20 protein-coding genes and 1 pseudogene are annotated in these 25,674 nt (G+C 56.5%); 14 read left to right on the forward strand and 7 right to left on the reverse strand.

Translation table 11 applies throughout. The features are described from left to right. Positions 1 to 38: 38 nt before the first annotated feature. The 4 genes from odhB (at position 39) to sucD (ending at position 5,388) form a co-directional block, all read left to right on the forward strand. Entirely contained in the window at positions 39 to 1,610 is a 1,572-nt protein-coding gene (gene odhB, locus QHL1GM_RS18130; RefSeq protein WP_071695727.1) for a 2-oxoglutarate dehydrogenase complex dihydrolipoyllysine-residue succinyltransferase, read from the forward strand. Between the two features lie 122 nt (positions 1,611 to 1,732). Beyond that, positions 1,733 to 3,172: a dihydrolipoyl dehydrogenase gene (lpdA, locus tag QHL1GM_RS18135; protein ID WP_071695728.1), complete on the forward strand. Its 1,440-nt coding sequence runs from the start codon at positions 1,733 to 1,735 to the stop codon at positions 3,170 to 3,172. Between the two features lie 177 nt (positions 3,173 to 3,349). Next, positions 3,350 to 4,516, forward strand: coding sequence for an ADP-forming succinate--CoA ligase subunit beta (sucC, locus tag QHL1GM_RS18140; protein WP_035577585.1), 1,167 nt, complete (start codon positions 3,350 to 3,352; stop codon positions 4,514 to 4,516). Next, a complete protein-coding gene (sucD, locus tag QHL1GM_RS18145; protein WP_007111115.1) occupies positions 4,516 to 5,388 on the forward strand; it encodes a succinate--CoA ligase subunit alpha in 873 nt (290 codons plus the stop codon). The genes sucC and sucD overlap by 1 nt, the downstream gene beginning before the upstream one ends. Positions 5,389 to 5,436: 48 nt before the next feature. Here the strand turns inward: sucD and QHL1GM_RS18150 are convergent, their stop codons facing one another. Next, entirely contained in the window at positions 5,437 to 6,573 is a 1,137-nt protein-coding gene (locus QHL1GM_RS18150; protein ID WP_368087073.1) for a YbhN family protein, read from the reverse strand. Continuing rightward, positions 6,455 to 7,573, reverse strand: coding sequence for a glycosyltransferase (locus QHL1GM_RS18155; RefSeq protein WP_083571057.1), 1,119 nt, complete (start codon positions 7,571 to 7,573; stop codon positions 6,455 to 6,457). The genes QHL1GM_RS18150 and QHL1GM_RS18155 overlap by 119 nt, the downstream gene beginning before the upstream one ends. A gap of 316 nt (positions 7,574 to 7,889) precedes the next feature. Here QHL1GM_RS18155 and QHL1GM_RS18160 point away from each other — a divergent pair, with 316 nt between their 5' ends. The 3 genes from QHL1GM_RS18160 to QHL1GM_RS18170 all read left to right on the forward strand — a co-directional run bounded on the left by QHL1GM_RS18160 (position 7,890) and on the right by QHL1GM_RS18170 (position 11,359). After that, the gene (locus tag QHL1GM_RS18160) at positions 7,890 to 8,306 is read left to right on the forward strand and encodes a CopG family transcriptional regulator (protein WP_071695730.1); all 417 of its coding nucleotides are present in this window, start codon (positions 7,890 to 7,892) and stop codon (positions 8,304 to 8,306) included. A 38-nt stretch (positions 8,307 to 8,344) separates the two neighbouring features. Beyond that, the gene (locus QHL1GM_RS18165; RefSeq protein WP_083571058.1) at positions 8,345 to 9,562 is read left to right on the forward strand and encodes a PHB depolymerase family esterase; all 1,218 of its coding nucleotides are present in this window, start codon (positions 8,345 to 8,347) and stop codon (positions 9,560 to 9,562) included. A 171-nt stretch (positions 9,563 to 9,733) separates the two neighbouring features. Then, positions 9,734 to 11,359 carry a methyl-accepting chemotaxis protein gene (locus QHL1GM_RS18170; RefSeq protein WP_071695731.1) on the forward strand — a complete coding sequence of 542 codons (1,626 nt, stop codon included), beginning with the start codon at positions 9,734 to 9,736 and terminating at the stop codon, positions 11,357 to 11,359. Positions 11,360 to 11,483: 124 nt separating this feature from the next. Here QHL1GM_RS18170 and QHL1GM_RS18175 read toward each other — a convergent pair whose 3' ends face one another. Further along, a complete protein-coding gene (locus QHL1GM_RS18175) occupies positions 11,484 to 13,424 on the reverse strand; it encodes an exoribonuclease II (protein WP_071695732.1) in 1,941 nt (646 codons plus the stop codon). A gap of 161 nt (positions 13,425 to 13,585) precedes the next feature. On the opposite strand from QHL1GM_RS18175, the gene QHL1GM_RS18180 reads away from it, so the two are divergent. From QHL1GM_RS18180 to QHL1GM_RS18210, 7 genes are all read left to right on the forward strand, one after another. Further along, entirely contained in the window at positions 13,586 to 14,383 is a 798-nt protein-coding gene (locus tag QHL1GM_RS18180; protein WP_071695733.1) for a Cof-type HAD-IIB family hydrolase, read from the forward strand. Between the two features lie 116 nt (positions 14,384 to 14,499). After that, complete coding sequence (locus tag QHL1GM_RS18185; RefSeq protein WP_071695734.1) at positions 14,500 to 15,225, forward strand: response regulator; 726 nt, start codon at positions 14,500 to 14,502, stop codon at positions 15,223 to 15,225. A gap of 80 nt (positions 15,226 to 15,305) precedes the next feature. Next, the gene (locus tag QHL1GM_RS18190; RefSeq protein ID WP_254795365.1) at positions 15,306 to 16,721 is read left to right on the forward strand and encodes an ATP-binding protein; all 1,416 of its coding nucleotides are present in this window, start codon (positions 15,306 to 15,308) and stop codon (positions 16,719 to 16,721) included. A gap of 111 nt (positions 16,722 to 16,832) precedes the next feature. Then, positions 16,833 to 18,092 (forward strand): ABC transporter substrate-binding protein, encoded by a 1,260-nt coding sequence (locus QHL1GM_RS18195; protein WP_071695736.1) that lies wholly within the window; start codon positions 16,833 to 16,835, stop codon positions 18,090 to 18,092. Between the two features lie 114 nt (positions 18,093 to 18,206). Then, positions 18,207 to 19,133 carry a carbohydrate ABC transporter permease gene (locus QHL1GM_RS18200; RefSeq protein ID WP_071695737.1) on the forward strand — a complete coding sequence of 309 codons (927 nt, stop codon included), beginning with the start codon at positions 18,207 to 18,209 and terminating at the stop codon, positions 19,131 to 19,133. Beyond that, positions 19,126 to 20,004 (forward strand): carbohydrate ABC transporter permease, encoded by an 879-nt coding sequence (locus QHL1GM_RS18205; RefSeq protein ID WP_035555955.1) that lies wholly within the window; start codon positions 19,126 to 19,128, stop codon positions 20,002 to 20,004. The genes QHL1GM_RS18200 and QHL1GM_RS18205 overlap by 8 nt, the downstream gene beginning before the upstream one ends. Before the next feature lie 37 nt (positions 20,005 to 20,041). Further along, positions 20,042 to 21,163 (forward strand): ABC transporter ATP-binding protein, encoded by a 1,122-nt coding sequence (locus tag QHL1GM_RS18210; protein ID WP_071695738.1) that lies wholly within the window; start codon positions 20,042 to 20,044, stop codon positions 21,161 to 21,163. 97 nt (positions 21,164 to 21,260) lie between these two features. Here QHL1GM_RS18210 and QHL1GM_RS18215 read toward each other — a convergent pair. From QHL1GM_RS18215 to QHL1GM_RS18230, 4 genes and pseudogenes are all read right to left on the reverse strand, one after another. Continuing rightward, positions 21,261 to 22,902: pseudogene (locus QHL1GM_RS18215) on the reverse strand (BCCT family transporter). A gap of 105 nt (positions 22,903 to 23,007) precedes the next feature. Next, a complete protein-coding gene (locus QHL1GM_RS18220) occupies positions 23,008 to 24,048 on the reverse strand; it encodes a YcjF family protein (RefSeq protein WP_071695739.1) in 1,041 nt (346 codons plus the stop codon). Next, a complete protein-coding gene (locus QHL1GM_RS18225; protein WP_071695740.1) occupies positions 24,045 to 25,448 on the reverse strand; it encodes a YcjX family protein in 1,404 nt (467 codons plus the stop codon). The genes QHL1GM_RS18220 and QHL1GM_RS18225 overlap by 4 nt, the downstream gene beginning before the upstream one ends. 33 nt (positions 25,449 to 25,481) lie before the next feature. Continuing rightward, the gene (locus QHL1GM_RS18230) at positions 25,482 to 25,673 is read right to left on the reverse strand and encodes a hypothetical protein (RefSeq protein ID WP_022520445.1); all 192 of its coding nucleotides are present in this window, start codon (positions 25,671 to 25,673) and stop codon (positions 25,482 to 25,484) included. Between the last annotated feature and the right edge of the window lies 1 nt (position 25,674).

The following is a 25,674-nucleotide window of genomic DNA, read 5'->3' on the forward strand; positions in this document are numbered from 1 at the left end:
GCGGCCACTGGATTTAGAGAACATATAAGGGAAACGACATGGCTACTGAGATCAAAGCGCCAACCTTTCCGGAATCCGTTGCCGAAGGCACAGTGGCGGCGTGGCATAAAAAGCCGGGTGACAGCGTTGAGCGTGACGAGCTGATTGTTGAGATCGAAACCGACAAAGTAGTACTCGAAGTTGTCGCACCGGAAGCGGGTACCCTGACCGACGTGATGGCCGAAGAGGGCGATACCGTTCAGTCAGAGCAAGTGCTGGGTAAAATCGGTGAAGGCAGCGCGTCTGGCAGCAAAGAAGAGAAATCTTCTGGCGATGACAGCGCTGAAAAATCCGAAGAGAAATCTGAAGGTAAGAAAGAAGAGAAAAAAGCCAGCGGTGGCGGCAAGCAGCACGACGTAAAAGCCCCCAGCTTCCCTGAGTCGATTCAGGAAGGCACCGTGGCTACCTGGCACAAAAAAGTTGGCGAAGCGGTGAAGCGCGATGACGTGCTGGCCGACATCGAAACCGACAAAGTAGTGCTGGAAGTGGTTGCACCGGCGGACGGCGCCCTGGCTGAAATTAAAGCCGAAGAGGGTAGCCAGGTCGAATCCGAAGCGATTCTGGCCGTGTTTACCGAAGGCGCCGGTGGCGATAGTTCTGGCAGTGGTGGTGATGATTCAGCAGCCGCTAAAGCTGGCAGCAGCGATGACGATGGCGCCGATGAGAAAGTCGGTGGCAAAATCCTCGCCCCGGCCGCACGTAAAATGGTTGCCGAGCACGACCTGGACGTTGCCAAGATTGAGGGCACCGGCAAAGGTGGCCGCATCTTGAAAGAAGACGTTCAGAAAGCGGTCAAAGACGGTTCGGCCAAGAAAGCAGCCAAATCGGCTGCACCGGCGAAAGCCGCCGCTGCACCGGCTGCCGAAGGTGAGCGCATCGAGAAGCGCGTGCCCATGAGCCGCCTGCGTCAGACCATCGCGAAGCGCTTGGTTCAGGCGCAGCAAACCGCTGCGATGCTGACCACTTACAACGAAGTGGACATGACCGAGATCATGGCCCTGCGTGCGCAGTACAAAGAGACGTTCTTGAAAGCTCACGATATCAAGCTGGGCTTTATGGGCTTCTTTGTAAAAGCGGCTTCAGAAGCGCTCAAGCGTTATCCAGATGTGAACGCCTCTATCGACGGCACTGACATCGTTTATCACGGTTACCAGGATATCGGCGTTGCTGTCTCCACCGACCGTGGTTTGGTCGTGCCAGTACTGCGCGACACGGACAGCATGAAAATTGCTGACGTCGAGCGCACGATTGTCGATTTCGGTAAGCGTGGTCGTGACGGTAAGCTGGGCATGGACGACATGATCGGCGGCACCTTTACCATCACCAATGGCGGCACCTTTGGCTCGTTGATGTCGACCCCGATCATCAACCCGCCGCAAACCGCTATTCTGGGCATGCACAAAATCCAGGATCGCCCGATGGCAGTCAACGGCAAGGTCGAGATCCGTCCGATGATGTACCTGGCGCTCTCCTATGACCACCGTATGATCGACGGCAAAGACGCCGTTCAATTCTTGGTCACTCTTAAAGAGTTGCTGGAAGACCCGGCTCGTCTGCTGCTGGATGTCTAAAGCACAAGCGTCATATTGACTGAGTACGCTACTGCTTAACCAGGATTTATCTGCAATCGCACACAGCCTCCTGCCCGGTTCGAGTTAAAATGGGGGGAGGCCAGCAAGCTAAAGGAGCCAACATGGCTGATAAGTTTGATGTGATCGTTATCGGTGCCGGCCCTGGTGGTTACGTTGCCGCCATTCGTGCTGCACAGATGGGCCTGAAAGCGGCCTGTATTGAAAAATGGATCGGTAAAGAAGGCAATGTTGTCCACGGTGGCACCTGCTTGAACGTGGGCTGTATCCCGTCTAAAGCGTTGCTTGAAGCGTCCCACAAATACGTTGAGGCCAAGCACGATTTCGACGATATGGGTATTCAGGCGGGCGACGTCTCCATGGACGTTACCAAGATGATGGCGCGCAAGGACAAGATCGTTAAGAACTTGACCGGCGGCATCTCAGGCTTGTTCAAAGCCAATGGCGTTACCGCCATCGAAGGTACCGGTAAAGTGGTTTCCGGCAAGCAGGTCGAAGTCACCGACAACGACGGCAACACCACTACCTATGATGCCGACAACATCGTTATCGCTGCGGGCTCAGTACCGGTGGAAATTCCGCCGACCCCGCTGACCGAAGGCTTGATTGTCGACTCTACTGGCGCGCTGGAATTCACCGAAACACCGAAGCGTTTAGGCGTTATCGGTGCCGGCATTATCGGTCTTGAATTAGGCAGCGTATGGAATCGTCTGGGCTCTGAAGTCACCGTACTTGAAGCCATGGACTCCTTCCTGCCGATGGTAGATGCTACCGTCGCTAAAGAGACGCAGAAACTACTCAAGAAGCAGGGTCTGGATATCAAACTGGGCGCTCGCGTTACCGGTTCTGAAGTCAAAGGCGATGAAGTCGTTGTGAAGTACAGCGATGGCAACGGCGAACAAGAGATGACCTTCGACAAGCTCATCGTTTGTGTCGGCCGTCGTCCGTACACCAAAGGCGTGATTGCCGACGGCGTTAGCGTTGAGCTGGATGAGCGTGGCTTCATCTTTGTCGACGACCAGTGCCGTACCAACGTCCCGGGCGTTTACGCCATCGGTGACTGTGTGCGCGGTCCGATGCTGGCGCACAAAGCCTCTGAAGAAGGCATCATGGTGGCGGATATCATCGCTGGCCATAAGGCCGAGATGAACTACGACACGATTCCTAGCGTTATCTATACCTACCCGGAAGTCGCATGGGTGGGTATGACTGAGCAAGACGCCAAAGCGAAAGGCATCGAAGTCAAAACCGGCACCTTCCCGTTCGCGGCAAGCGGCCGTGCGATGGCTAACAATGCCACCGAAGGCAGTGCCAAAATCATCGCCGATGCGGAAACTGACCGTATTCTCGGTATGCACATCGTGGGTCAGCACGCTGGCGAGATGATCGCCCAAGGCGTGATTGCCATGGAATTCGGCTCTAGCGCCGAAGACCTGGCCCTGACCTGCTACGCGCACCCGACCATGTCGGAAGCTGTTCATGAAGCAGCGCTTGCGGTGGAAGGCCATGCCATTCATATGGCCAATCGCAAGAAGCGTAAGTAATTCAGTAAGCAACAACGAAGCGCCACCGTTAGGTGGCGCAACACTTTCGGCTTTGTCTTAATCCGCAAAGATCGAAAGAACGGGGATGACCAGTTCTTTTAAGACCGTTCTTGTAAAACTGTTCTTAAAAGAAAGCTGATCATCGTTCGAGTCACATGCAACCAATGGCATGAATCGATGAATCTTCACGAGTATCAAGGTAAACAGCTGTTTGCCGATTATGGTCTACCAGTGTCTAAAGGCTTTGCAGTCGACACTCCCGAAGAAGCGGAAGAGGCTTGCAAAAAAATCGGTGGTGACATGTGGGTGGTTAAAGCCCAGGTGCACGCCGGTGGCCGTGGTAAAGCGGGTGGCGTTAAGCTGATCAAAGATCCTGCTGAAGCTAAAGCATTTGCTGAAAAGTGGCTGGGCAAGAACTTGGTCACTTTCCAGACTGACGAAAAAGGTCAGCCGGTTGCCAAGATTTTGGTTGAAACCTGCACTGACATCGCCGACGAGCTATATCTCGGTGCCGTTGTCGACCGTACTACCCGTCGCGTGGTCTTTATGGCCTCTACCGAAGGTGGTGTAGAGATCGAGACGGTTGCGGAAGAGACGCCGGAAAAAATTCTGAAAGCCGAAATCGATCCGCTGGTCGGCGCACAGCCGTACCAAGCGCGTGAGCTAGCCTTTGCTCTGGGCCTGAAAGGCGACCAGATCAAGCAGTTCACCAAGATTTTCTTAGGTCTGTCTCAGCTGTTCCACGACAAAGACCTGGCACTGCTAGAAATCAACCCGCTGGTTATTACCGACGAAGGCAACCTGCACTGCCTCGACGCCAAACTGGGTCTGGATAGCAATGCGCTATACCGTCACCCTGACCTGCAGGCAATGCGTGATCCTTCGCAAGAAGATCAGCGTGAAGCCGATGCGGCGAAGTGGGAACTTAACTATGTCGCGCTTGATGGCAACATCGGCTGCATGGTTAACGGCGCAGGCTTGGCCATGGGCACCATGGACATCGTCAACCTGAGCGGCGGCAAGCCCGCTAACTTCTTGGATGTCGGCGGCGGCGCTACCAAGGAGCGCGTTGCAGAAGCGTTCAAAATCATCCTCTCTGACGACAATGTTAAAGCCGTACTGGTTAACATTTTCGGCGGTATCGTACGTTGCGACATGATTGCTGAAGGCATTATCGGTGCCGTTGAGCAAGTGGGCGTCAATGTACCGGTTGTCGTACGTCTGGAAGGTAACAACGCCGAACTGGGTGCTGAAAAACTGGCATCTAGCGGTTTGAACATCATCGCGGCTACTAGTCTGACCGACGCGGCTCAGCAGGTCGTTAAAGCGGCGGAGGGCAAGTAATGAGCATCCTGATCGATAAGAACACCAAGGTCATCTGCCAGGGCTTTACCGGTGGCCAAGGCACGTTCCACTCCGAGCAGGCGATTGCCTACGGTACGCAAATGGTCGGTGGTGTTACGCCGGGTAAAGGCGGCCAGGAGCACCTCGGTCTGCCCGTTTTCAACACCGTGAAAGAAGCGGTAGAGAAAACCGGCGCGGAAGCCAGCGTTATCTACGTACCGGCGCCGTTCTGTAAAGACTCAATCCTTGAAGCGGCCAATGCCGGTATCAAGCTGATTGTGTGCATCACTGAAGGCATCGCTACGCTAGACATGCTCGAAGCCAAAGTGAAGTGCGACGAGCTGGGCGTACGCCTGATCGGCCCGAACTGCCCAGGTGTTATCACCCCAGGCGAATGCAAAATCGGCATCATGCCGGGTCATATTCACCAGCCGGGCCGCGTAGGTATCGTATCTCGCTCTGGTACCTTGACCTATGAAGCCGTTAAGCAGACCACTGATCACGGTTTTGGTCAGTCTACCTGTGTAGGTATCGGCGGTGACCCGATTCCGGGTTCTAACTTCATCGACATCCTTGAGATGTTCGAGAAGGACCCGAAAACCGAAGCCATCGTTATGATCGGTGAAATCGGTGGTACGGCTGAAGAAGAAGCGGCAGCTTACATCAAAGCTAACGTTTCCAAGCCCGTGGTTTCCTACATTGCCGGTGTCACTGCACCTCCTGGCAAGCGTATGGGCCACGCGGGCGCGATCATCTCTGGTGGTAAAGGCACCGCTGACGAGAAGTTTGCTGCCCTTGAAGACGCCGGTGTTAAAACCGTGCGCTCTTTGGCTGAAATCGGTGATGCGCTGAAGGAAGTCACTGGCTGGTAAGCCATTGAGGTTTAGCTGCACGCTATAAGGGCGCCCCTCGGGGCGCCCTTATTCATTTTTACAGGTTTGTCGCGCCGGTGAGCGACGCAGCATGCGATAGCTATAAAGCACAAACAGCGGGGCGCCTGCCGCCAAATAAAGATGATAGCTGACCAATCGCCACACCAATACCGCTGCTGCGGCCTGCTCACGCTCCATTAACGGCAGTAACAGGCTACCCACACCCACCTCAGCGGCACCCGCGCCGCCAGGCAGAAAGCTAAGCTGACTCGCTGCCATTGCCAGCATTTGAGTCAAGAAGGTCCACATCCAGTCCGCATGACCGCCTACTCCCAGTACCGCCAAATAGAGCAAGCTGTAGCGCATCAGCCAATGAGCGGTGGTCAGCAGCATCATCGCGATTAGCGTAGCGCGCGGCAGCTCGAGCGTCACCTTAAGCGCATGCCGACAGCGTAAAAGGCGCCGTGCAAGCCAGCGCCGCCGATACTGGCTGGGCCATGGCGTGTTCACACTGGTTGAGCGCAATAGGCCGGGTAAATAGTGCATTACCACAATCACCACTGTTGCCATCAAGGCTAAACCGACCAGCGCCCATTGCACCAACGATTGATGTGGCCACTGGGTATCGATGAGCAGCGAAAAAAGCACCAGGCCGCTCAGCATGGCCAGAAAGAACAGTAGGTCACAGCCTTGATCGATCAGAAACACCGCAGCCCCTTTGGCGGGCGGAAAGCCGCGCTGGGCAAGCAGCATCAGTAGGGTGACTGGGCCACCGCTGCCGCCTGGGGTGGCGCACAGCGCAAACTTGGACGCCAGCTCAATGCCGAGTGCGCCGCGCTGGCCAAGTCTGCCTGCCCGGCCACCCAGCATCAGGCGCATCCTCATCGCATTAAGGTTCCAGCATAGAAATGCTAGCAGAAGCATTAATAGCAACAGTTCGAGTGGAAAGTGCCTTACCCGCTGTAACGCCTCGGCCCCACCCAGCCAGGCGGTGAGCACCAGCGGCGCAATGAGAGCCAAGGCAATCATCACGCCGTGGATAGGGCGCCACCTGAGTAGCTGACGACTAGTGCTGTTGGTGGAGTGCATACGGTTGGCTGCCGTGACAAAGGTATTGATAGTGCTCAAGCAGTGAATGCATAACGCCATCCCAGTTGAAATGGCGCTCCACATGGCGGCGCGCATAGCGCCCACTCGCGGCGACATCATTACTGAACAGCGCCACACACGCCTCAGACATGGCAATGGCGTCATGCGGTTTGCATAAAATACCCGCCCCCAACGGTACGTTTTCTGCCAGTGCCCCAGCGCGAGCGGCTATCACTGGGATACCGCTGGCCATGGCTTCCTGGGCAATTAAGCCGAAGGTTTCACGGGTGCCTGCGTGCAGCAGGGCATCGCTACTGGCGAGTGCCTTGGCTACCTCGTGGGCACCGCAACAGCGATCCACAATGGTGACATTGCTGGGCACGTGATGCGGCATGCCGGGGCCCATCAGCAGTAAATGGTAATCGCTGCCTAACTGGCGCATCGTTGAAAGCAGCACATCAATATTTTTTTCGCGGGAGTTACGTCCCACAAAGATCAGCAGCTTTTTATCGCTGGGTATGCCCATGGTATGTCGGAAAGTCGGGTCATGCTGCTGGGGGTTAAATTGCGCTAAATCGACACCCAGTGGCTGAACGCGAACGTTATCGACGCCCCAATCCCGTAGCCGGTTAGCCATGGCGTTGCAGGGTGCCAGCACGCTATCAAACTGGCTATAAAGCTCCGTGACATAGCGGGTTAAGCGTCTCTCAACGTAGCGTCCAAAACGATCGCCCATCAAACGTGGGAGGTCGGAGTGATAAAAGCCGACCACCGGCACGCCGAGCCGCTGACCTGCTGCGAGTGCGGCCCATGCCGTTACGTACGGGTCGCCAGCTTCAATAAGGTCAGGCTTTAGATCAATTAGAGTATCGCGCCAGGGTGATCCGCGCAGCGGAAAACGATAACCCTGACCCAAGGGCAGGTGTAGCGCCGGTAAGGTGTGGTGGTCGCCCAAGCTATCGCGCTCCGGTCCCGGCACCAGCAGGCTGGTACGTAGCTGGGGAATGCGCGAAAAAACGCGATGCTTGGCCTGTAAATAGGTGCGCACACCGCCGCTGGCGGGGGCATGAAACATCGTCACATCGGCAATGTGCAAGCTAACCTCCAACCCCAAAAAGTGTCATCGTTTCACCATAAAGGAGAAATAAGTCAGTTCAGCGACAGTTGAACCGAGGCTGTTATTTAAGGCTAAGCCCCTTTCACTCAGTCTTTCATTACACCTATTCCATCTGGCGATTTGGGCTCTATGAGTCGTTTTCTTTTGTTTATTTGTTGACTCTTGGCCTAGCTGGACTAATATACCATCCATATGGATGGTAAATGGATTCCAAATAGATGTCTTATGGATGTTGGTTGATATTTTATGCCTCATCAAAAGATGTCTGGTTACTAAGCACAATGAGGAGTGACACATGAGCGTGCACGAACTACGCCGCAAGAGCGGCGACTCCAGCGAGAAAATCACTATCAATCTGGGGGTCGTTGACCTGGGGCAAATCGACCTGCTGGTTCAGGAAGGGTTCTACTCCAACCGAACCGATCTGATACGCACCGCCATCCGTAACCAGTTGTTGACCCATGCCGAGGTTGTTAAGGAAACCGTGACCCGTAAGGCGTTTGTGTTGGGTCTTGAGCATTACAGCCGTGCGGATCTAGAGGCCCTGCAGTTTGCCGGGGAAAAGTTACAGATTCAGGTGCTGGGCATGGCCAGCATAGCTGACGACGTCACACCTGAGCTTGCTCTTGCCACTATCGAATCGGTGGTCGTATTGGGGGCACTTAATGCCAGCAAAGCGGTCAAGGCCGCTCTGGCGGATCGAATCCACTGAAACTCTCACCACTGAATTACTAAATAGGGACATTGATCATGATTGACGCCACTATGTCGAAACGAATGGAAGAAGCAACGCGACTCACCCGTGCAGGGAAACTCCACGAGGCCATGGCCCTCCTCCAGGGCGGCGAGCCCGAAGCTGGACATGAGGCAACACCGGATAACGCTTACCGAGGTGGCAATACCTTCGACGGAACCTGGCAGGTAATCGATAAAGAAGACACGGTGACGGAGCCAGAGCCAGAGCCTGCTAAGTCGCCAACGGGAGCATTCACGCCCAACGATATTAAGGTGCCTTCTGCATGGCGCGACAAGTGGATGAAGTTTCGCGGTGGAATGGCGCAACCAGAGCAAGCACCGAGTGCCAGTGAGGAACCACAGCCCGGGGCGTTCACTACCGGTCGGTTTACCAACCATGTGGGCGCGCGTGATTACAAACTGTATATCCCCAGCGGCTATACCGGTCAGGCGCTGCCGCTGGTGGTGATGCTGCATGGCTGCACGCAGAACCCCGATGACTTCGCTGCCGGAACCGAGATGAACCGGTTGGCCGAAGAGCAGCAGTGTTGTGTGCTTTATCCGGCCCAGCCGATGACCGCCAACCACTCTAAGTGCTGGAACTGGTTCAAGGCCGAAGACCAGCAGCGCGAGGGCGGCGAGCCGGCGATTATTGCGGACATGACTCGCCAGATCATTGATACCCATGGCCTTGATGGGTCCCGGGTCTATGTTGCAGGCCTTTCGGCAGGCGCCGCCATGGCAACTACTCTGGCGATGACCTACCCGGATCTGTTTGCGGCGGTGGGCGTGCACTCCGGGTTGCCCCACGGCGTGGCCCAGAGTCTTCCCGATGCTCTGGGGGCAATGCAGGGAGGCACAGGGCCGCTCGGTGGCGGTAACCAAGCAAAAGGAGCCGGATGGGCGTCGGATGTGCCAGCGATTATCTTTCATGGCGATCGCGACACGACGGTACACCCCAGCAATGCGGAACGCGTAGCCGCCCAGTACAGCACGTCGCGTCAAGCAGGGCCGACAGTGGAGAAGGGGAAGGTAGCCAATGGCCACGGCTATACCTGTACCACACACCATAATGCGAAAGGTGAAACCCACCTTGAGCAGTGGCAGGTACACGGGGCGGGGCACGCTTGGTCGGGCGGCAGCACCAAAGGTAGCTATACCGATCCGAAAGGCCCCGGTGCCACCAAGGAAATGCTGCGTTTCTTCTTACAGCATCAGCAGGCGCAAGCATGAGCAGAAGCTATGTTCGCCTATAAGTAAGTTCTATGTGGTATGGCAGTCGTCGTAGAAATTAGCACGATCTAATTAGATATAAACATTAGTAATAAATTGTATATGTATAGAACTAAAGTTTATGTTCTTTATGCCGAAAACTATACCTCTCTTACTTATTAGGAAGTTTCCATGCTTTTACGATTCAAGATCGGTACACGGCTCGCACTGGCTTTTGGCTTGGTCTCGCTATTTCTTTTGGGCACTTTAATAGCGGGAGTTATGGGAATCACCTTTACCAAAGATACTGCCCAAAAAACCCTGGAAACGGACGTAGCTCTAGCAAGCAATGCCGCTGAAATCCAGCGTCTGGCATTACAGGCTCGGCGCTTTGAAAAAGATATCTTTATCAATATCGATAGTCGTGATCGGGTAGAGGCTTACCAGCAAAGTTGGGTGGCGACCATCGGAGAAATACAGGCCGCCTTCCAGGCAGGTGGCCAAATTGCCGATAAAGATAGCCTCGATGCTTTGTACCAACAGGCAGGCAGCGCCCTCCAGGGGTATGAAGAGGGGTTTATGACAGTTTATCGTCAAATTGAACTAGGCCGTATTACCGAAACCTCTCAAGCCAATCTGGCTTTCGGTGAGCATAAAGAGAGTATCTACCAGCTTGAGGAGTTGGCTGATGAAATTAGCCTAGTGGCTGAGGCAGGAGTCAAGACGGCTAATGAGGCGATAAATGCCGAGTATCGTTTGGCTATTTGGCAGCTTTGTATTTTTGCGGGGGTGGCGTTGTTGATGGCGCTGGCGCTGGCAATTGCTATTACGCGTAGCATTGTATTGCCTTTGCAGAGAGCGGTTGAGGTTGCTAAGCGCGTTGCGGAAGGTGATTTGCGACACGATATCGTAACCACAGGACGTGATGAAACGGCTCAGTTATTAACCTCCATGGCCGAAATGAGTAAAGAGCTCACTACCCTTGTCGCATCACTACGTGACTCTAGCGAGAATGTCTTGAATGGATCTAATGAGATTGCCCAAGGTGGGCAGGAGCTCGCCGCTCGTACTGAGCAGCAAGCAGCTGCCTTGCAGGAAACTGCTTCAAGTATGGAGGAAATGACGGCAACGGTTCGCCAGAATAGTGATTCGACCAAAGAGGCTGATACGCTGGCCCACAATGCTTCGCAACAGATGCAAAGTGGTGGTGAAGAAGTAGCCCGTAGCGTGGAATTAATGCGCGAAGTGACAGCGGCATCGCTTAGCATGGATAAGATCGTTGAAGCCATCGATTCCATTGCATTTCAAACAAACATCCTGGCTTTAAATGCCTCCGTTGAAGCGGCGCGTGCTGGTGATAAAGGCCGTGGGTTTGCGGTGGTGGCAACAGAAGTTCGTGCGTTAGCAAGCCGCAGTGCCGCTTCAGCAGGTGAAATACGCAGCATGCTCGATGATACGCGTAGCAAAATAAAGCTATGTTCTGACCAAGCGGAGCGAGGAGCTGCGACCATTGGTGAGACGGAAGCGGTGATCCAGCGCCTAGCTATGTTGATGGTCGAGGTATCCTCTGCTACTCGGGAGCAAAGTAGTGGCATTGAGCAGATCAATACTGCTATTACTGAAATGGATTCTACTACACAGCAAAACAGCACACTGGTTCAGCAATCGACTAATGCAGCATTTTCCCTGGAAGATCAGGCTGGTCGTCTTCGCGAGCTGGTAGCTGCCTTTCAAATAGATGAAGCAGTTGTGCAAAAGGCATCAGAGTATAAACCGGCAATGGCCTTACCCTCGGCTGCAAGACAAGCAGAGTTTTAAATCAGAAGCTATGCATTTACTTTGATGTGGACGATAGGGCTGACCAAATAACGGCCCGAACTATAGAAACAACAACGGCGCCCTAGGGCGCCGTTATCGGTTATTGCGATTTAACACGTGCGGTTTATGCAGCGGGTTTAGCTACCAGCGAGCGAGTCTCTTCGCGGGCTTCGGTGAGCACCACGCGAAGCGGATCGCCAAGCTTGTAACGCTCTTCGCCTTCGATCTGGATACGCCCCTCTTTATCGTCAATGACCACTTTGCTGCGATCACTGTGCATCAAGGGTGCCGGCACAAACGCCGTCGCGCCATTTTCCAGCAGGCGAACGCGCATACCGCCACGGTTGATGGCCATGATTTCGGCCTCAAAGGTGTCCTGGTTTTGCGCGGCGGGCGTCAGGTAGCGCACGTAGAGCCAATCTTTCACGTCGCGCTCGGCCATACGGTTCAGGCGGCGGCGTTCCGTCAGCTGCTCGGTGAGCTGCTGGGTAGCCTCGGCGGGCGCATGTTCGCCTTTCAGCACGCGCTTGATGAGGCGGTGGTTGACCATATCGCCATACTTACGAATCGGCGAGGTCCAGGTCGCGTAGGCAGCCAAGCCTAAACCGAAGTGCGGGCCGGGCTGCGCGGACATCATGGTGAAGCCCTGGAAACGGCGCAGGCGCGCATCCAGCCAGGCATCATCGCGGCTTTCCAGCGCACGCTTCAGCTCGGTGTAGCGGGCCAGTTCAGTTAGCGCTTCGCGCTCAACCATGATCTCCTGACCTGCCAGGAATTCCTGGGCAGCTTCGGCTTTCTCGGGTTCGAAGGCGCGGTGCACGTTAAAGATGCCGTGACCGATATGCTTGGCCAGGAAGTCCGCGCAGCAGGCGTTGGCCACAATCATCGACTCTTCGATCATGCGGTTGGCAATGCGGCGCTCTTCGGTGCGCACGGCCAATACGTTGCCAGCGGGATCGAGATCAAACACATAGTCGGGGCGGTCTTTAAACACCAGCGCGTGTTCGTTACGCCAAGCGGTACGCGCCTCGGTCAAATCACGTAGCGCGGTGAGCTGCTCGGCGATCTCATCTGCGGGTGCCCAGTCGCCTTTATCTTCGATCCAGTCGGAGACGTTGTCATAGGCAAGCTTGGCGTGGGATTTTACGTTGGCTGCAAAAAAGCGGTAATCGCCCATGCTGCCGTCGGCGTTGATATCCAGTGTACAGGCCAGCGCGGGGCGATCCTTGCCTTCCCACAACGAGCAGAGATCATCCGCTAGCTGCTCGGGCAGCATGGTGACGTTCTGGCCGGGCAGGTAAACGGTAAAGGCGCGAGTGCGGGCTTCTAAATCAGCCGCATGGCCCTCTTCCACATAAGCGGTGGGGTCGGCAATCGCGACACTCAACTGCCAGCCGCCTTCCGCGCGAGTAGCGACGTGCAGCGCATCGTCCATATCGCGGGTCTTCTCACCATCAATGGTGAAGAAGGGCGTGGACGTTAAGTCTTCGCGAGTCAGGCCTTCGTCCATCAGCGGCCAGTCGGTGCCTGCATCGGGGCACTCTTGCTCCAGCGCATGGCGGGCAAGTGTGACGCGCCATGGCACTGCCGGATCCTCGCTTTTAGCGACCAGCTCATCAATCTGGGCAAAGAAAGCACGGTCATCGGCTTTTAGCGGATGGCGTACCAAGCGGGCAACAACCCAATCGCCGTCAGCAATGGTGTCTTCATCAAGGCTGTTCTTAATCCGCGCCTTGATAACGTTTTTAATCGACGGATGGTCGGGGACGACGGACAGGCGGCCTTCGCGCTTCTGCACGCGAGAAACAAACCGATCCAGCCCAGCTTCAATCAGCTTTTCAGGCTCAACGGATTTTTTGTCACCGTTCTCGTGGATAACCGCTTCCACACGGTCACCGTGAAGCACTTGCTTCATGGCGGGCGGCGGCACGAAATAGGATTCACCGTCGTCGGTTTCGAGAAATCCGAAACCTTTGTCGGTAGCTTTGATCACCCCTTCAGCACGGGGGGTGGTTTGACGAATCTGTTGCTTGAGCTGGGCAAGCATGGAGTTATTCTGAAGCATGAGCTCAATCAGTTGGCGAGAGTTAGGGTGCCACTATACGGATTCCCGCAGGCTGCGCCAATTGTCGCCATGCGAAGTTAGCCCTGGTGACGGCGCGTCAAAGGCTTACATGCGTTCAAGGGAATCGGTTAAGCTAAATGCCCATACTCATGGAGCGCGTTATGACACCTCGCCTGATTGTTTCTGACCTGGATGGAACCCTATTAGGAAGCGTCCACACCCTGCACGAGTGCACCGTAGAGGTGCTAAGAGCATTAGTGAAGCAAGGTCATCATGTCGCGCTCGCCTCGGGTCGCCACTACCACGATATGAAGGTGTTTCGTGATCAGTTGGACATTCCCGCGCACTTGATCAGCACCAACGGCGCCTATGTTCATGACCCCGAAGATACCTTGCTGGCGGCTAATCACCTTGCGCCTGAACATGCTAAAACGCTGATCGACCTGTCGCGCCCACCCCAGGTGAGGCTAAATCTCTATCGAGAGAGCGGCTGGCATATAGATGCAGAGGCTCCGCATTTATTATCCCTGCATGCCTCCACAGGGTTTGGGTATGAAGTCGTGCCGCCCGCGCAAATGGACACTAGCGGCGTGGGCAAAGTGCTCTATCTAGGCGACCCAAATGCGCTAAAACAGCTAGAAGTCCAGGCTCAAGAGGCCCACGGCGACAACCTGCATATTACTTACTCCACGATTGATTCTTTGGAAATCATGGCCGGTGGGGTCAACAAGGGGGTGGCGCTGTCATCACTGCTTGAACGGCTGGGCTTAACGCCCGCAGATTGCCTAGCGTTTGGCGATAATCTTAACGATACCGAAATGCTCGATTTAGCCGGGGAGGCCCAGGTAATGACCAACGCCCACCCTGATCTATTCAACCGTATAAAGGGCGCCGAACGCATTGGCCACCATGGTGAGGCTGCCGTTGCCGTATGGCTGAAAAAGCGCTTTGGGCTTTAAGCGCCAATGAACACACGGCTAATGCAACCTTGGTCGTAGCGCTATTGCTACTGCCTAGCCCCTCGACCATCATCAAGGCCCAATAACGACAATAGCGTAGGGCTGAACCCGCTGCGATGACGACAACCCCTGCTACTTTGATTGTGGTCGACGATGATCCGGAAATTTGTGAACTGCTCGCGGACTACCTGGGGCGTCACGGTTACCGGGTATTTACGGCGGACGGTGCCCAAGCGCTGCATTCGCTGCGCGCGGAGCACGCTCCTGACTTACTGATAGTCGATCTAATGCTCCCTGGCGACGACGGCTTTACCATCTGCCGCGACGTTCGAAAGCACAGCGATGTGCCGATAATCATGCTGACCGCCAGTGCCGACGAGACCGACCGTATTCTAGGCCTTGAACTGGGTGCCGATGACTATTTAGGCAAGCCGTTTAACCCCCGCGAATTGCTGGCGCGCATCAAAGCGGTACTGCGACGCACCCGTAGCGCTCCGCCAGAGTTGCCTGCGGGGCAGGCGCGCTGGGTCAGTTTCGGCAATTGGCAACTCGACCGCATGACCCGCGAGCTGATTGACCTGCAGGGCGAGCGCGCCGCGCTTTCCGGCGCCGACTTTCAGTTGCTGCAGGTGTTTTTAGCCCACCCGGCGACTGTGCTGACACGTGATGATCTATACACCCTTACCCGGGGTCGGGATGCGCCGCCGCTTGACCGCTCCATTGATGTCCACGTTTGCCGCCTGCGCCAACGGCTAGGTGAAGATGCCCAGCACTCGCAGTTGATTCGAACGGTGCGCGGGGCAGGCTATGTGTTAACCGCCCAGGTAGATGCATTAACGTGAGCCGGGCGGAGTGGGCGCATATCCGGCGACGCTTATCCCGCTGGCTGCCAGCGTCTCTGCGCGGGCGCTTTGTGATCATCATGATCGCCGGTGTGCTGGTCGCCCAAGGGGCCAGCTACGCCATCTGGACTTCCCAGGTGCGCTCCAGCCATTTGGCACAGTTGGATGAGCTGTCCACCAATATGGCGTTTAGCATTGCCTCCACCATGAAGTTTTTCCGCTCACTGCCTGTGGACTACCGCCACATCGTGCTCGATCAGTTACGTAATATGGGCGGCACGCGCTTTTTTGTTAGCGTCAACGAACGCAGGCTGACCATCGACGATATCGGCTCCGGCCCGGAAAAACAGGTAGTGGTGAACAACGTGCGTTCGGTGCTCACCCAGCAGCTCAATATCGATGACGTGATAGTTGAGTTCTCCCGCCCGGAAAACCTGCGCGTGCTCAATAACGAAGTACTGCTTTACGATCTGCCGCCCCGCTGGGGGCAGCACAGTCTACTGATGGAGCCGCTCTCGCCGCCGATCTTAGTCGTTCAGTTGGAGCTTGCCCCGGACACCTGGCTGTATGTGGCCACGCTGCTAGGCGTACCGGATATTTTCAGCGGCTATCGCTGGCTCTCTGAGGAGCGCTTGCTGGTCGGGCTACTGGTGCTGCTGAGCGTGCTGGCGCTCTCACTATTGGGCATTACCAGCGTGACCCGACCACTGGCGCGGCTTTCACGGGCAGCGAATCAACTGGGCGATGACCTGGATATGCCGCCTCTCAAGGAGAGCGGCCCCAAGGAGGTCGCCGCCACCGCCGCGGCGTTCAATCGTATGCAGCGGCGCATCCGCGAGCAGATTGAGGAACGCGAACGACTGTTTTCGGCAATTTCCCATGATTTAAAAACGCCGTTGACCCGGATGCGCCTGCGCGCCGAGATGCTCGATGACGACTATCAGCGGGAGCGTTTTTGCGCCTCACTGGATGAGCTGGATAGCTTGGTTAAAGGCGCCTTGGCCTCGGTGAAAGGCTTGGATCTGCACGAAGAGCCCGCATCGGTTGATCTAACGCACCTACTTGAAGAGTTGGCCGAAGAGCTTAGCCTACAGGGCGGTAAGGTCACTATTGAGACTAAAAGCGGTCACCCTATTACACCGCTGATTGCCAAGCCGCTGGCGCTTAAGCGCTGCTTGGCGAATCTGCTCGAGAATGCAGTGTTCTATGGTAAGCAGGCCAATGTCGAACTTGTTGATCACGGTAACGCGGTCACCCTGCGCATTCGCGATGACGGCCCTGGGATTCCTGACGAGCAGTTGGGACGGGTGTTTTCGCCGTTTGTTCGCCTGGAGCCCTCACGCAGCAGACACACCGGTGGCAGCGGCCTCGGGTTGGGCATTGCTCGGCATATTGCCCGTGCCCACGGAGGAGATATCCAGCTTGCCAATCACGCGGAAAAGGGGCTGGTAGTGATCCTCACGCTACCCCGCCAGGAAACTATTACAGGTTTGTAATAAAACCCCAATACTATGCAGTACTCGGTAACTCCCGTTGACGCACGCCTTGGCGTAACCTCTTGGATGTCGCACGTCCGAGAGGACAATAACAATATAAGGAGTTACTCCATGTCGACGTTTAAGAAGACGACCCTCGCGCTTGCTCTGGCAGGCGCCACGCTCGCCACCACCGCTCAAGCTAATGAAGTCGAAGTGCTGCACTGGTGGACTTCCGGTGGTGAAGCTCGCGCTGCCAACGTGCTTAAAGAGTTAATGGAAGCTGAAGGCTACGGCTGGCAGGACTTTGCCGTGGCTGGTGGCGGCGGTGAAACCGCCATGACGGTGCTTAAATCTCGTGCCATGTCGGGCAACCCACCCTCTGCAGCCCAAATCAAAGGCCCCGAAATCCAGGAGTGGGGTGAGCTTGGCCTGCTCGGTGACCTGAACGGCGTTGCCGAGGTGGAAGGTTGGGATGAACTGCTGCCGGAAGTCGTGGCCGATATCATGCGTCACGACGGCCAATACGTGGCGGTACCCGTCAACGTGCACCGGGTAAACTGGTTGTGGGCCAACCCGGAAGTGCTTGAAGCAGCAGGGGTAGAGATGCCTACCTCGCTGGATGAGCTATTCGAGGCAGGCGAGGCTATCCGCGAAGCGGGTTTCGTGCCGCTGGCTCATGGCGGTCAGGCTTGGCAGGATGCAACGGTATTCGAAAGCGTGGTACTGGGTGGTCAGGGGAGCGAGTTTTATCAGCAGGCATTGGTGGAGCTAGACCCTGAAGCTCTGGGTGGCGAACAGATGGTTGCTGCCCTTGAGGACTTCAAACGTATGCGTGAGCTAATGGATGAAGGCATGTCAGGGCGCGACTGGAATGTCGCTACCGCCATGGTGATTGAAGGAGTGGCAGGGTTTCAGCTGATGGGCGATTGGGCGAAAGGGGAGTTCACCGCGGCCGGACTGACCGCCGGGGAAGATTACCTCTGTGCAGCAGCGCCGGGCACCGAAGATGCGTTCACCTTCAATATCGATAGCCTGGCCATGTTCCGGGTCACCGACGACGAGGAGCGCGAGGCGCAAGAAGCGTTGGCGCGTTTGGTGCTTGAACCTACTTTCCAGGAAGCGTTTAACCTTGCCAAAGGCTCGATTCCTGCACGGCCTGATCTGGACATGAGCGAATTCGATAGCTGTGCCCAGCAGTCGTTGGCTGATTTCCAGCGCACCGCCGAAGAGGGTGGCCTAGTGCCCAGTATGGCTCACGGCATGGCCGTACGTGCTGACGTACAGGGCGCCATTTTCGATGTGGTTACAAACTACTTCAACGACGCCGATATGCCTGCTGAAGAAGCGGCAGAACGTATGGTGAGCGCCGCCGAAGCGGCCTCTTTCTAGACTTTTCTAGAGCTAGCGTTCTTCAGGCGCCGCCGCAACGGCGGCGCCTATATTGTTTAGCAAGGACACTATGTTGCTTGGCAAGGATACTTCTCCATGAGAGATTCCCTCCCCATGAAAAATACCTCTGCGACGCCTTTAGGGGCTGGCGCTAAGCGGTCGACGTCATCCGGTGGTTTGCAGGCGTGGCTGCCTCGTCTGGTGCTGGCACCGTCGGTGGCGATTTCGCTGTTCTTTGTTTACGGCTTCATGCTGTGGACGTTCGTGCTCTCGCTAACCAGCTCACGCATGCTGCCCAGCTATGACTTTGTCGGCTTTGGTCAATATGCCCGCCTGATGGCCAATGAGCGCTGGTGGGTCGCCTCGACCAACCTGATGATTTTTGGCGTGCTGTTCGTGGTGGTTTGCCTGGTAATTGGCTCGCTGCTGGCGATACTGCTCGACCAGAAAATTCGCCAAGAGGGTGCACTACGCACGATTTACCTCTACCCCATGGCGCTGTCGTTTATCGTTACCGGGGTAGTGTGGAAATGGCTACTTAACCCGCAATTGGGTATTCAGGCCATGGTCCAGAGTTGGGGCTTTGAGTCGTTTCGTTTTGACTGGATTGTCGATCCGGATATGGCGATTTATACCCTGGTGATTGCCGCCGTGTGGCAGGCGTCAGGCTTTGTGATGGCGCTATTCTTAGCCGGGTTGCGGGGGATCGATGACAGCATTATCAAAGCAGCGCAACTAGATGGCGCTAGCCTGCCGCGGATTTATTGGCGTGTGGTGATGCCGTGCCTGCGCCCGGTGGTGTTTAGTGCGGTGATGATTCTGGCCCATATTGCGATTAAGAGCTTTGATCTGGTCGTCGCGCTCACCGGCGGCGGGCCTGGCTACGCCACCGATCTACCCGCCACCTTTATGTACGCTCATGCCTTTACCCGGGCGCAGATAGGTTTGGGCTCGGCCAGCGCCATGCTGATGTTGGGCGGCGTGTTGGCGATTTTGATTCCTTATCTCTACTCCGAACTAAGGAGCCGCAAGCATGGCTAATGTGATTCGTCGTCAGACGCCCGCTGCGCGGCTGGGCCGTGGCCTGCTCTATGGCGTGCTGATTCTCGCCGCACTGTTCTATATTCTACCGCTGGTGGTCATGCTGATGACCTCGGTGAAGCCGCTGAGCGAAATCAGCGCCGGGTCGCTGCTCTCATTTCCGCAAAATCCCACCTTCGCGCCGTGGACAAAAGCCTGGGGTGAAGCCTGTACCGGCATGCGCTGCGAGGGGGTGGGTGGCTACTTCTGGAACTCCTTTGCGATTGTGATTCCAGCGGTGCTGATCTCAACCACTATCGGTGCCCTAAACGGCTACGCGCTGACTAAATGGCGCTTCAAAGGCTCTGAATTAGTCTTCGCGCTAATGCTGTTTGGCTGCTTTATTCCCTTCCAGGTGGTGCTATTGCCCATGGCGCAAACCCTCGGCTGGCTGGGTATCTCCAGCTCCCGCGCCGGTTTGATCCTGGTTCACGTGGTCTTTGGCATCGCCTTCACCACGCTGTTTTTCCGCAACTTCTACGTGGGCATACCCAACGAGCTGGTATCGGCGGCGAAGTTGGATGGCGCGGGCTTTTTCCGCATCTTCTGGCGCATTCTACTGCCGGTGTCCGCACCGATTATTGTCGTGTCAGTAATTTGGCAATTCACCCAAATCTGGAACGACTTCCTGTTTGGCGTGGCATTTTCAGCCCATAACACCCAGCCCGTTACCGTGGCGCTTAACAACCTGGTGAATACTTCCACCGGCGTTCGCGAGTACAACGTGGATATGGCGGCGGCGATGATTGCCGCGCTGCCCACCCTGGTGGTGTACGTACTGGCGGGAAAATACTTCGTGCGCGGGCTGACAGCAGGCTCGGTTAAAGGGTAGTTATTTTAAAAGCCTAACAAAAATAGGATTCCTTATTATGGCAGCGTTAGAAATCCACAACGTGCGCAAAGAGTTCGGCAGCGAGCGGGTGCTCAAAGACGTCAGTATTTCGATCGATTCCGGCGAGTTCCTGATTCTGGTCGGCCCTTCGGGCTGCGGTAAGTCCACGCTGATGAATGCCATTGCCGGGCTTGAACCGGTGACCTCTGGCAATATTTATATCGATGGTGAAGATGTGACCTGGCGCACCCCCGCGGATCGGGATATCGCCATGGTATTTCAGTCCTACGCGCTTTACCCCAGCATGACCGTACGCCAGAACATCAGCTTCGGGCTGGAGATGCGCAAGGTGCCCAAAGCTGAGCGGGAAGCAGCCGTGGAGCGAGTAGCCGATCTACTGCAAATTACCCACCTGCTGGAGCGAAAGCCTGCACAGCTCTCCGGCGGGCAGCGCCAGCGTGTGGCAATGGGGCGAGCATTGGCCCGCGAGCCCAAGGTGTATCTGTTTGACGAGCCACTCTCTAATCTGGATGCCAAGCTGCGCGTGGATATGCGCACAGAGATCAAAAAGCTCCACCAGCGCTTGGGCACCACCATTGTTTACGTCACCCACGACCAGGTAGAAGCCATGACCCTGGCCGACTGTATTGCGGTGATGCGCGATGGCCATATTCTGCAGCTCGGCTCGCCGGATGAGGTCTACAACAACCCGGTGGATATGTTTGTGGCTGGCTTTATGGGCTCGCCGTCGATGAACTTCATTCGCGCTACCCTGGAAGATAACAACGGCGGTTATCAACTGCGCATTGCCACGCCGGGTGAGGATGAGCTGGTGCTGCCCTGGCCGGAGGAGCGCATCGCCGCAGATATGGCCGAACGGCTTAACCAGCCGGTCATTCTGGGCCTACGCCCAGAGCACTTCAGCGAAGAGGATGAGCGGTTAACGTCCCAAGCCGAAGGAACGCTACTAAGCGCCAGTGTGGCGGTGGTAGAGCCTACCGGGGCGGATATCTTGCTGCGTTTACCCCTTGGCGAACAGGAAGTGACCGCTCGTGTTGGCCCTAAATGCGCGGTGGTTGCAGGCGAGCGCTTATCGCTGCGTGTTGATATGGGGCGGGCGATTTTGTTTGATGCCGAGACCGAGCAGCGTATTGCGTAAACGACTTGGTTCGAACCTGTTGTGAAAGAGTAAGGCCCCCAGCTGGTTTCAGCAGAGGGCCTTTTTTACAGTTGCTTAAAGGTGTTAGCTGCAGGTATCACTTTCGGATAAGACGCAACTCGCCATTGAGCGCCTTGATGATCGAGTAGCACATTAGCAACATCACAATCGAGAACGGAATAGCGGTGGCGGTGACCCCGGCCTGAAGTGCGGTCAGACCACCACCGATAAGCAGCACAATCGCGATCAGGCCCTCGATGACCGCCCAGAACATACGCTGTGGCCGCGGAGCGTCGATTTTACCACCGGCGGTGATGGTATCGATGACCAGGGAGCCGGAATCCGAGGAAGTGACAAAGAAGATCAGCGCCAAGACGATGCCCAGGGTCGACATCAGGCCCGTTAACGGTAGTTCGTTCAGCATGCCGAACAGCGATAGCTCGGGTCTGTAGTTGTCGATTACATACTCTTTAACCAGGCTGCCCGCCGGGTCAGCATAAAGCTGTTCAAGTGCAGTCGAGCCAAAGACGCCCATCCAGATAAAGATAAACAGACTGGGAACGAGCAAAACGCAGAGTATAAACTCACGCACCGTGCGGCCCCGGGAAACACGAGCGATAAACATCCCCACGAAAGGTGCCCAGCTAATCCACCAAGCCCAGTAGAAAATCGTCCAGGACTGGCGGTAGGCATCGTCGTCACGACCAAAGGGCGCGGATAGAGGAATGAAGTCCGTGACATAGGTGGTAAGCCCCGACCAGAAGCCGGTTAGCGCCAAAAGCGTGGGGCCAGCGAAGAGTACGAAAAAGAAGAACAGAACGGCCAGGATCATATTGATCTCGGAGAGCTTCTTCAAACCGCCCTCAAGACCGCGCCAAACCGACACCAGCGCCACCGCCGTTACCAGAATGATGACGATGACCTGGGTTAAGGTGCTGACTTCCAAGCCGAAGACAAAGTTCATCCCCGCATTGGCCTGCTGGGCGCCGAGCCCAAGGGAGGTGGCCAGCCCAAAGAGGGTGGAAAACACCGCCAGGATATCGATCACATGGCCCCACCAACCCCAGACACGCTCACCGAGAATGGGAAAGTAAGGCCGAGCGAATCGAAAAGGGCAGCCCCTTGTTATAGGTAAACAGGCCCAGTGCCAGCGCCATGACGATATACACCGCCCAGCCATGGATACCCCAGTGTAGATAGGTACCCGCCAGGCCCATGGCGCTGGCGTCATCAATGGCCGCTTGGTTCAGCGCCCCATCGGCACCAAAAGGCGAGGGGATACCCAGGGGTAGGGAGACATTTGCGTGGTAAACCGGTTCGAGTACGCCGAAGAACAGCAGGCCGATGCCGATGCCCGCGGTGAACAGCATAGCGAACCAGGAGAGGTAGCTGTGATCCGGCCGGGCATCGGCCCCGCCCAACCTGACTGAGCCATAGGGCAGAACCACCAGCGCTAAGCAGAACAGAATAAAGAAATCGACCAGAATCATGAAATACCAGTCCAACGTTCCCGTCGAGAAGGCAACAATGGACTGAAAAGCGCTCCCCGCTCGCTCTGGAAACAGCAGGGTGAGGACGATGAAAATGGCCGAGGCAAGCGCGGATACGACAAAGACGCGGTTATGGATGTCGAAACCGATGGGGCCAAGCTGCCCCTTTATATTGTCCTGACCGACGACATAGTCGGTCTGCATGTCGCTCGTTTCTGAAGGCGACTCAGGATCATTGGGATTGTTCATACGCTACTTCTCCTCATTGGAGGATGCTATATCAAACACCCATCATGAGGATAAATAGCGTTGAATCCCATCTTGTGGCCGAAAACAGGCCTGTTGTCGGTTACTTCATTGACGGCTCTGCGGCACCGTTTCTTTGTCGAGCCGCTTGATTTGCCGCCAAAGGTCTTGGCGTAGATCGGCGATTTTAGGCTGCTCATCGGCGGTGAAGGGCACCGGACGGCAGAGCCGCTGGGCACGTAACCCAAGGCGCGCGCTAAGCAGCCCGGTGGCGAGGCCTTGACCCGCACGGGCGGAGAGGCGGCTGGCTAAATCCAGCGAGAGCATATCCATGCTGGCGTCGGTAGCCAGTTCGCTGGCACCGGCAAAAGCCATGTTGTGCAGCACGTTACGAAACAGCCGCAGGCGGCTGGCGTAGCCCAGTTCAAGCCCATAAAGGCGGCAGAGTCGATCCACCATCGCCAGGCTGCGCCAGGCCACCAGCGCCATGTCCACCAGCGTTAGCGGGCTGATCGCGACCATGATGGCGGTTTCACCGGACATGCGGGTGATCAGGCGCTGGGCCTCGCGGTCACGCGGCGTTAGCAGATGGTAGCGCAGCAGTGTCTGGATCTCCTCGCCGCTATGGTGGGGTTGGCAAGCGCGTTGAAAGGCTAGCCAGTGCGGGTCATCGTCGGCGAGTTTGAGCTGACGCCTTAGCTGTTCGGCCATCGCCCGGGCCTGCTTGGGTGAGCGCAGCGGCAGTTCGGCAAGGTCGCCGCGCAGTTTGTCGTGACGCTTGAGACGGCGCAAACGCCCCAATTCTTTCAGCAATGAAACGCCTCCTAGGCCAATCAGGCTGATCCCGAACAGCTGCCAGGCAATGGCGAGCCACTGCGATTGAGCCATCGCATCAGGAATGCCGGTGACCAGCTCAGCGGTGCCTAGCCCGGCACCGCCCACCAGGGCAAATATCAACCCCCAGCGGCGTTTACGCGGCGCACCTAAACTGGCAGCAGGCAGCGCTTTATCTTCGGGAAGGGGCGCCAGTGGATGGTGCTCGCTGGTGCCAGCAAAGGCTTCGCGCTGGCGCAGGAGTGTCTCCGCATCTGCGGCCTCTCCTGGCGTGTCATCCAGCGTAAAGTGGCGCCGTGGCTGTGGGGTGGTCATGTCAGTTTATCTCCAATCAGCCAGTCGATGGCGGCGTCCATGCGAATATGATCCAGCGCTTCTGAACTGGTTGGCATCGGGCGAAAGCCAGGGAAGTCGAAGCCCTGCTGTTGCCAGAAATCGGCAGCGGGCAGCCGGGCGGGCACATCGCCGGGGTAAACCAGCACCTCTTCGCCCTCTAGTGTGGTGCCTCTCAGAGCAGGTGAACGCTTACCCTCATGGGTCACCTCGCGGGCTTCCGTGGCGCGAATCGCTGCCAACGAGAGCGCTTTGACCGGCACATTGGCAAAGCGTAGGTCTTTGAGAGGCTCTGCCAGCAGGGCCTCTAACAGCTGCACCAAGTGGCCGTGTTGATCGGGAGTGACGTGATCGGCTTTGGTGGCGGCAATCGCCAGGCGGTCTATTTTAGGCGCGAACAGGCGCGTAAGTAGACTGCGTTGGCCATAGTCAAAGCTGTGCATTAACTGGCGTAGCGCACTGGAAAGGTCTTCAAAACGCTCCGGCCCGGCATTGAGTGCGCCAAGCACGTCCACCAATACAATCTGGCGGTCAAAGCGGCGGAAGTGGTCGCGATAAAAGGGCTTGACCACCTGCTGCTGGTAGTAGCGAAAGCGCGCCGCCAGGGTGGCGTAAAGGCTATTGGCGGGTAATGCTTCTAGCGTTTCTCTTGAGGTGTTGAGTTGAGTAGCGTCGAGCTGGGGTAGCGGAAAAAACTGCAGCACCGGCGCGCCTTCCAGTTCGCCGGGCAGCAAAAAACGCCCGGGCTGCAGGTCGGAGAAGCCGGCCTTTTTGGCGCGGCGCAGGCCTTGAGCGTACTCCTCGGCAAGAGCCGCAAGCTGGGCTTCATCGGCCTCACCAGCGGGGTCCAGCTGCTCCACTGCAGTCAACCATTCGCTAAACAGGCCGCGGCGCTGTTCGCCCTCGTGTAACGCCTGGGCCTGGCTCCAGCTATAAAAGTCGTGCTGCAACAGCGGTAGGTCGAGCAACCACTCGCCGGGGTAGTCAAATAGATCCAGGGTAAGGTGGGCAATTTCAGGGGTTAACCAGCCGCTGCGGGCAGGGCGGTAGCGCAGTTGCAAGCGTAACTCGCTGATGCCGCGGGTAGGTTCCGGCCAGCGCGGTGGTGTATCGCGCAGGGCGGCCATGCCGGGGTCGTAGGGAAAACGCGGCACGCCTAAGTCGGGCTGGTTAAGCCGCTGGGCGCCGAGTAGGCGGCCTTCCCGGGCAGCGGGCAGCAAATCGAGCCGCGCCTCAACGCCAGCATGACGCAGTTGATTGACCAGCGACGTCAAAAACGCGGTTTTGCCTGCTTGGGAGAGGCCCGTTACCGCTAAGCGCAGCTGGCGATCCCGGCCCCGCTCTAACAAATTGCTCAGTTCGCGACTTAACGGCTGGCGCATCCTTTCGATCCCTTTGTGGCTCTTGCCTAGTCTTTATTGGCTAAACATTAATACCAGTTGTGAAAGCATCGGTAAGGTGGCGATCAAAAAACCAACCCCTGCCAGGGTGTAGCCTGGCCAGCGACGAGTCATCTTCTGCGCTAGAGTAAGGCCGACCAAGCACACCACCATACCGATTAAATTAAAGGCCAGAGTGGCTGCCTCTAGCCATTGTTGCGGATCCATC

The organism is Halomonas sp. QHL1 (genome assembly GCF_001882345.1).
Classification (GTDB): domain Bacteria; phylum Pseudomonadota; class Gammaproteobacteria; order Pseudomonadales; family Halomonadaceae; genus Vreelandella.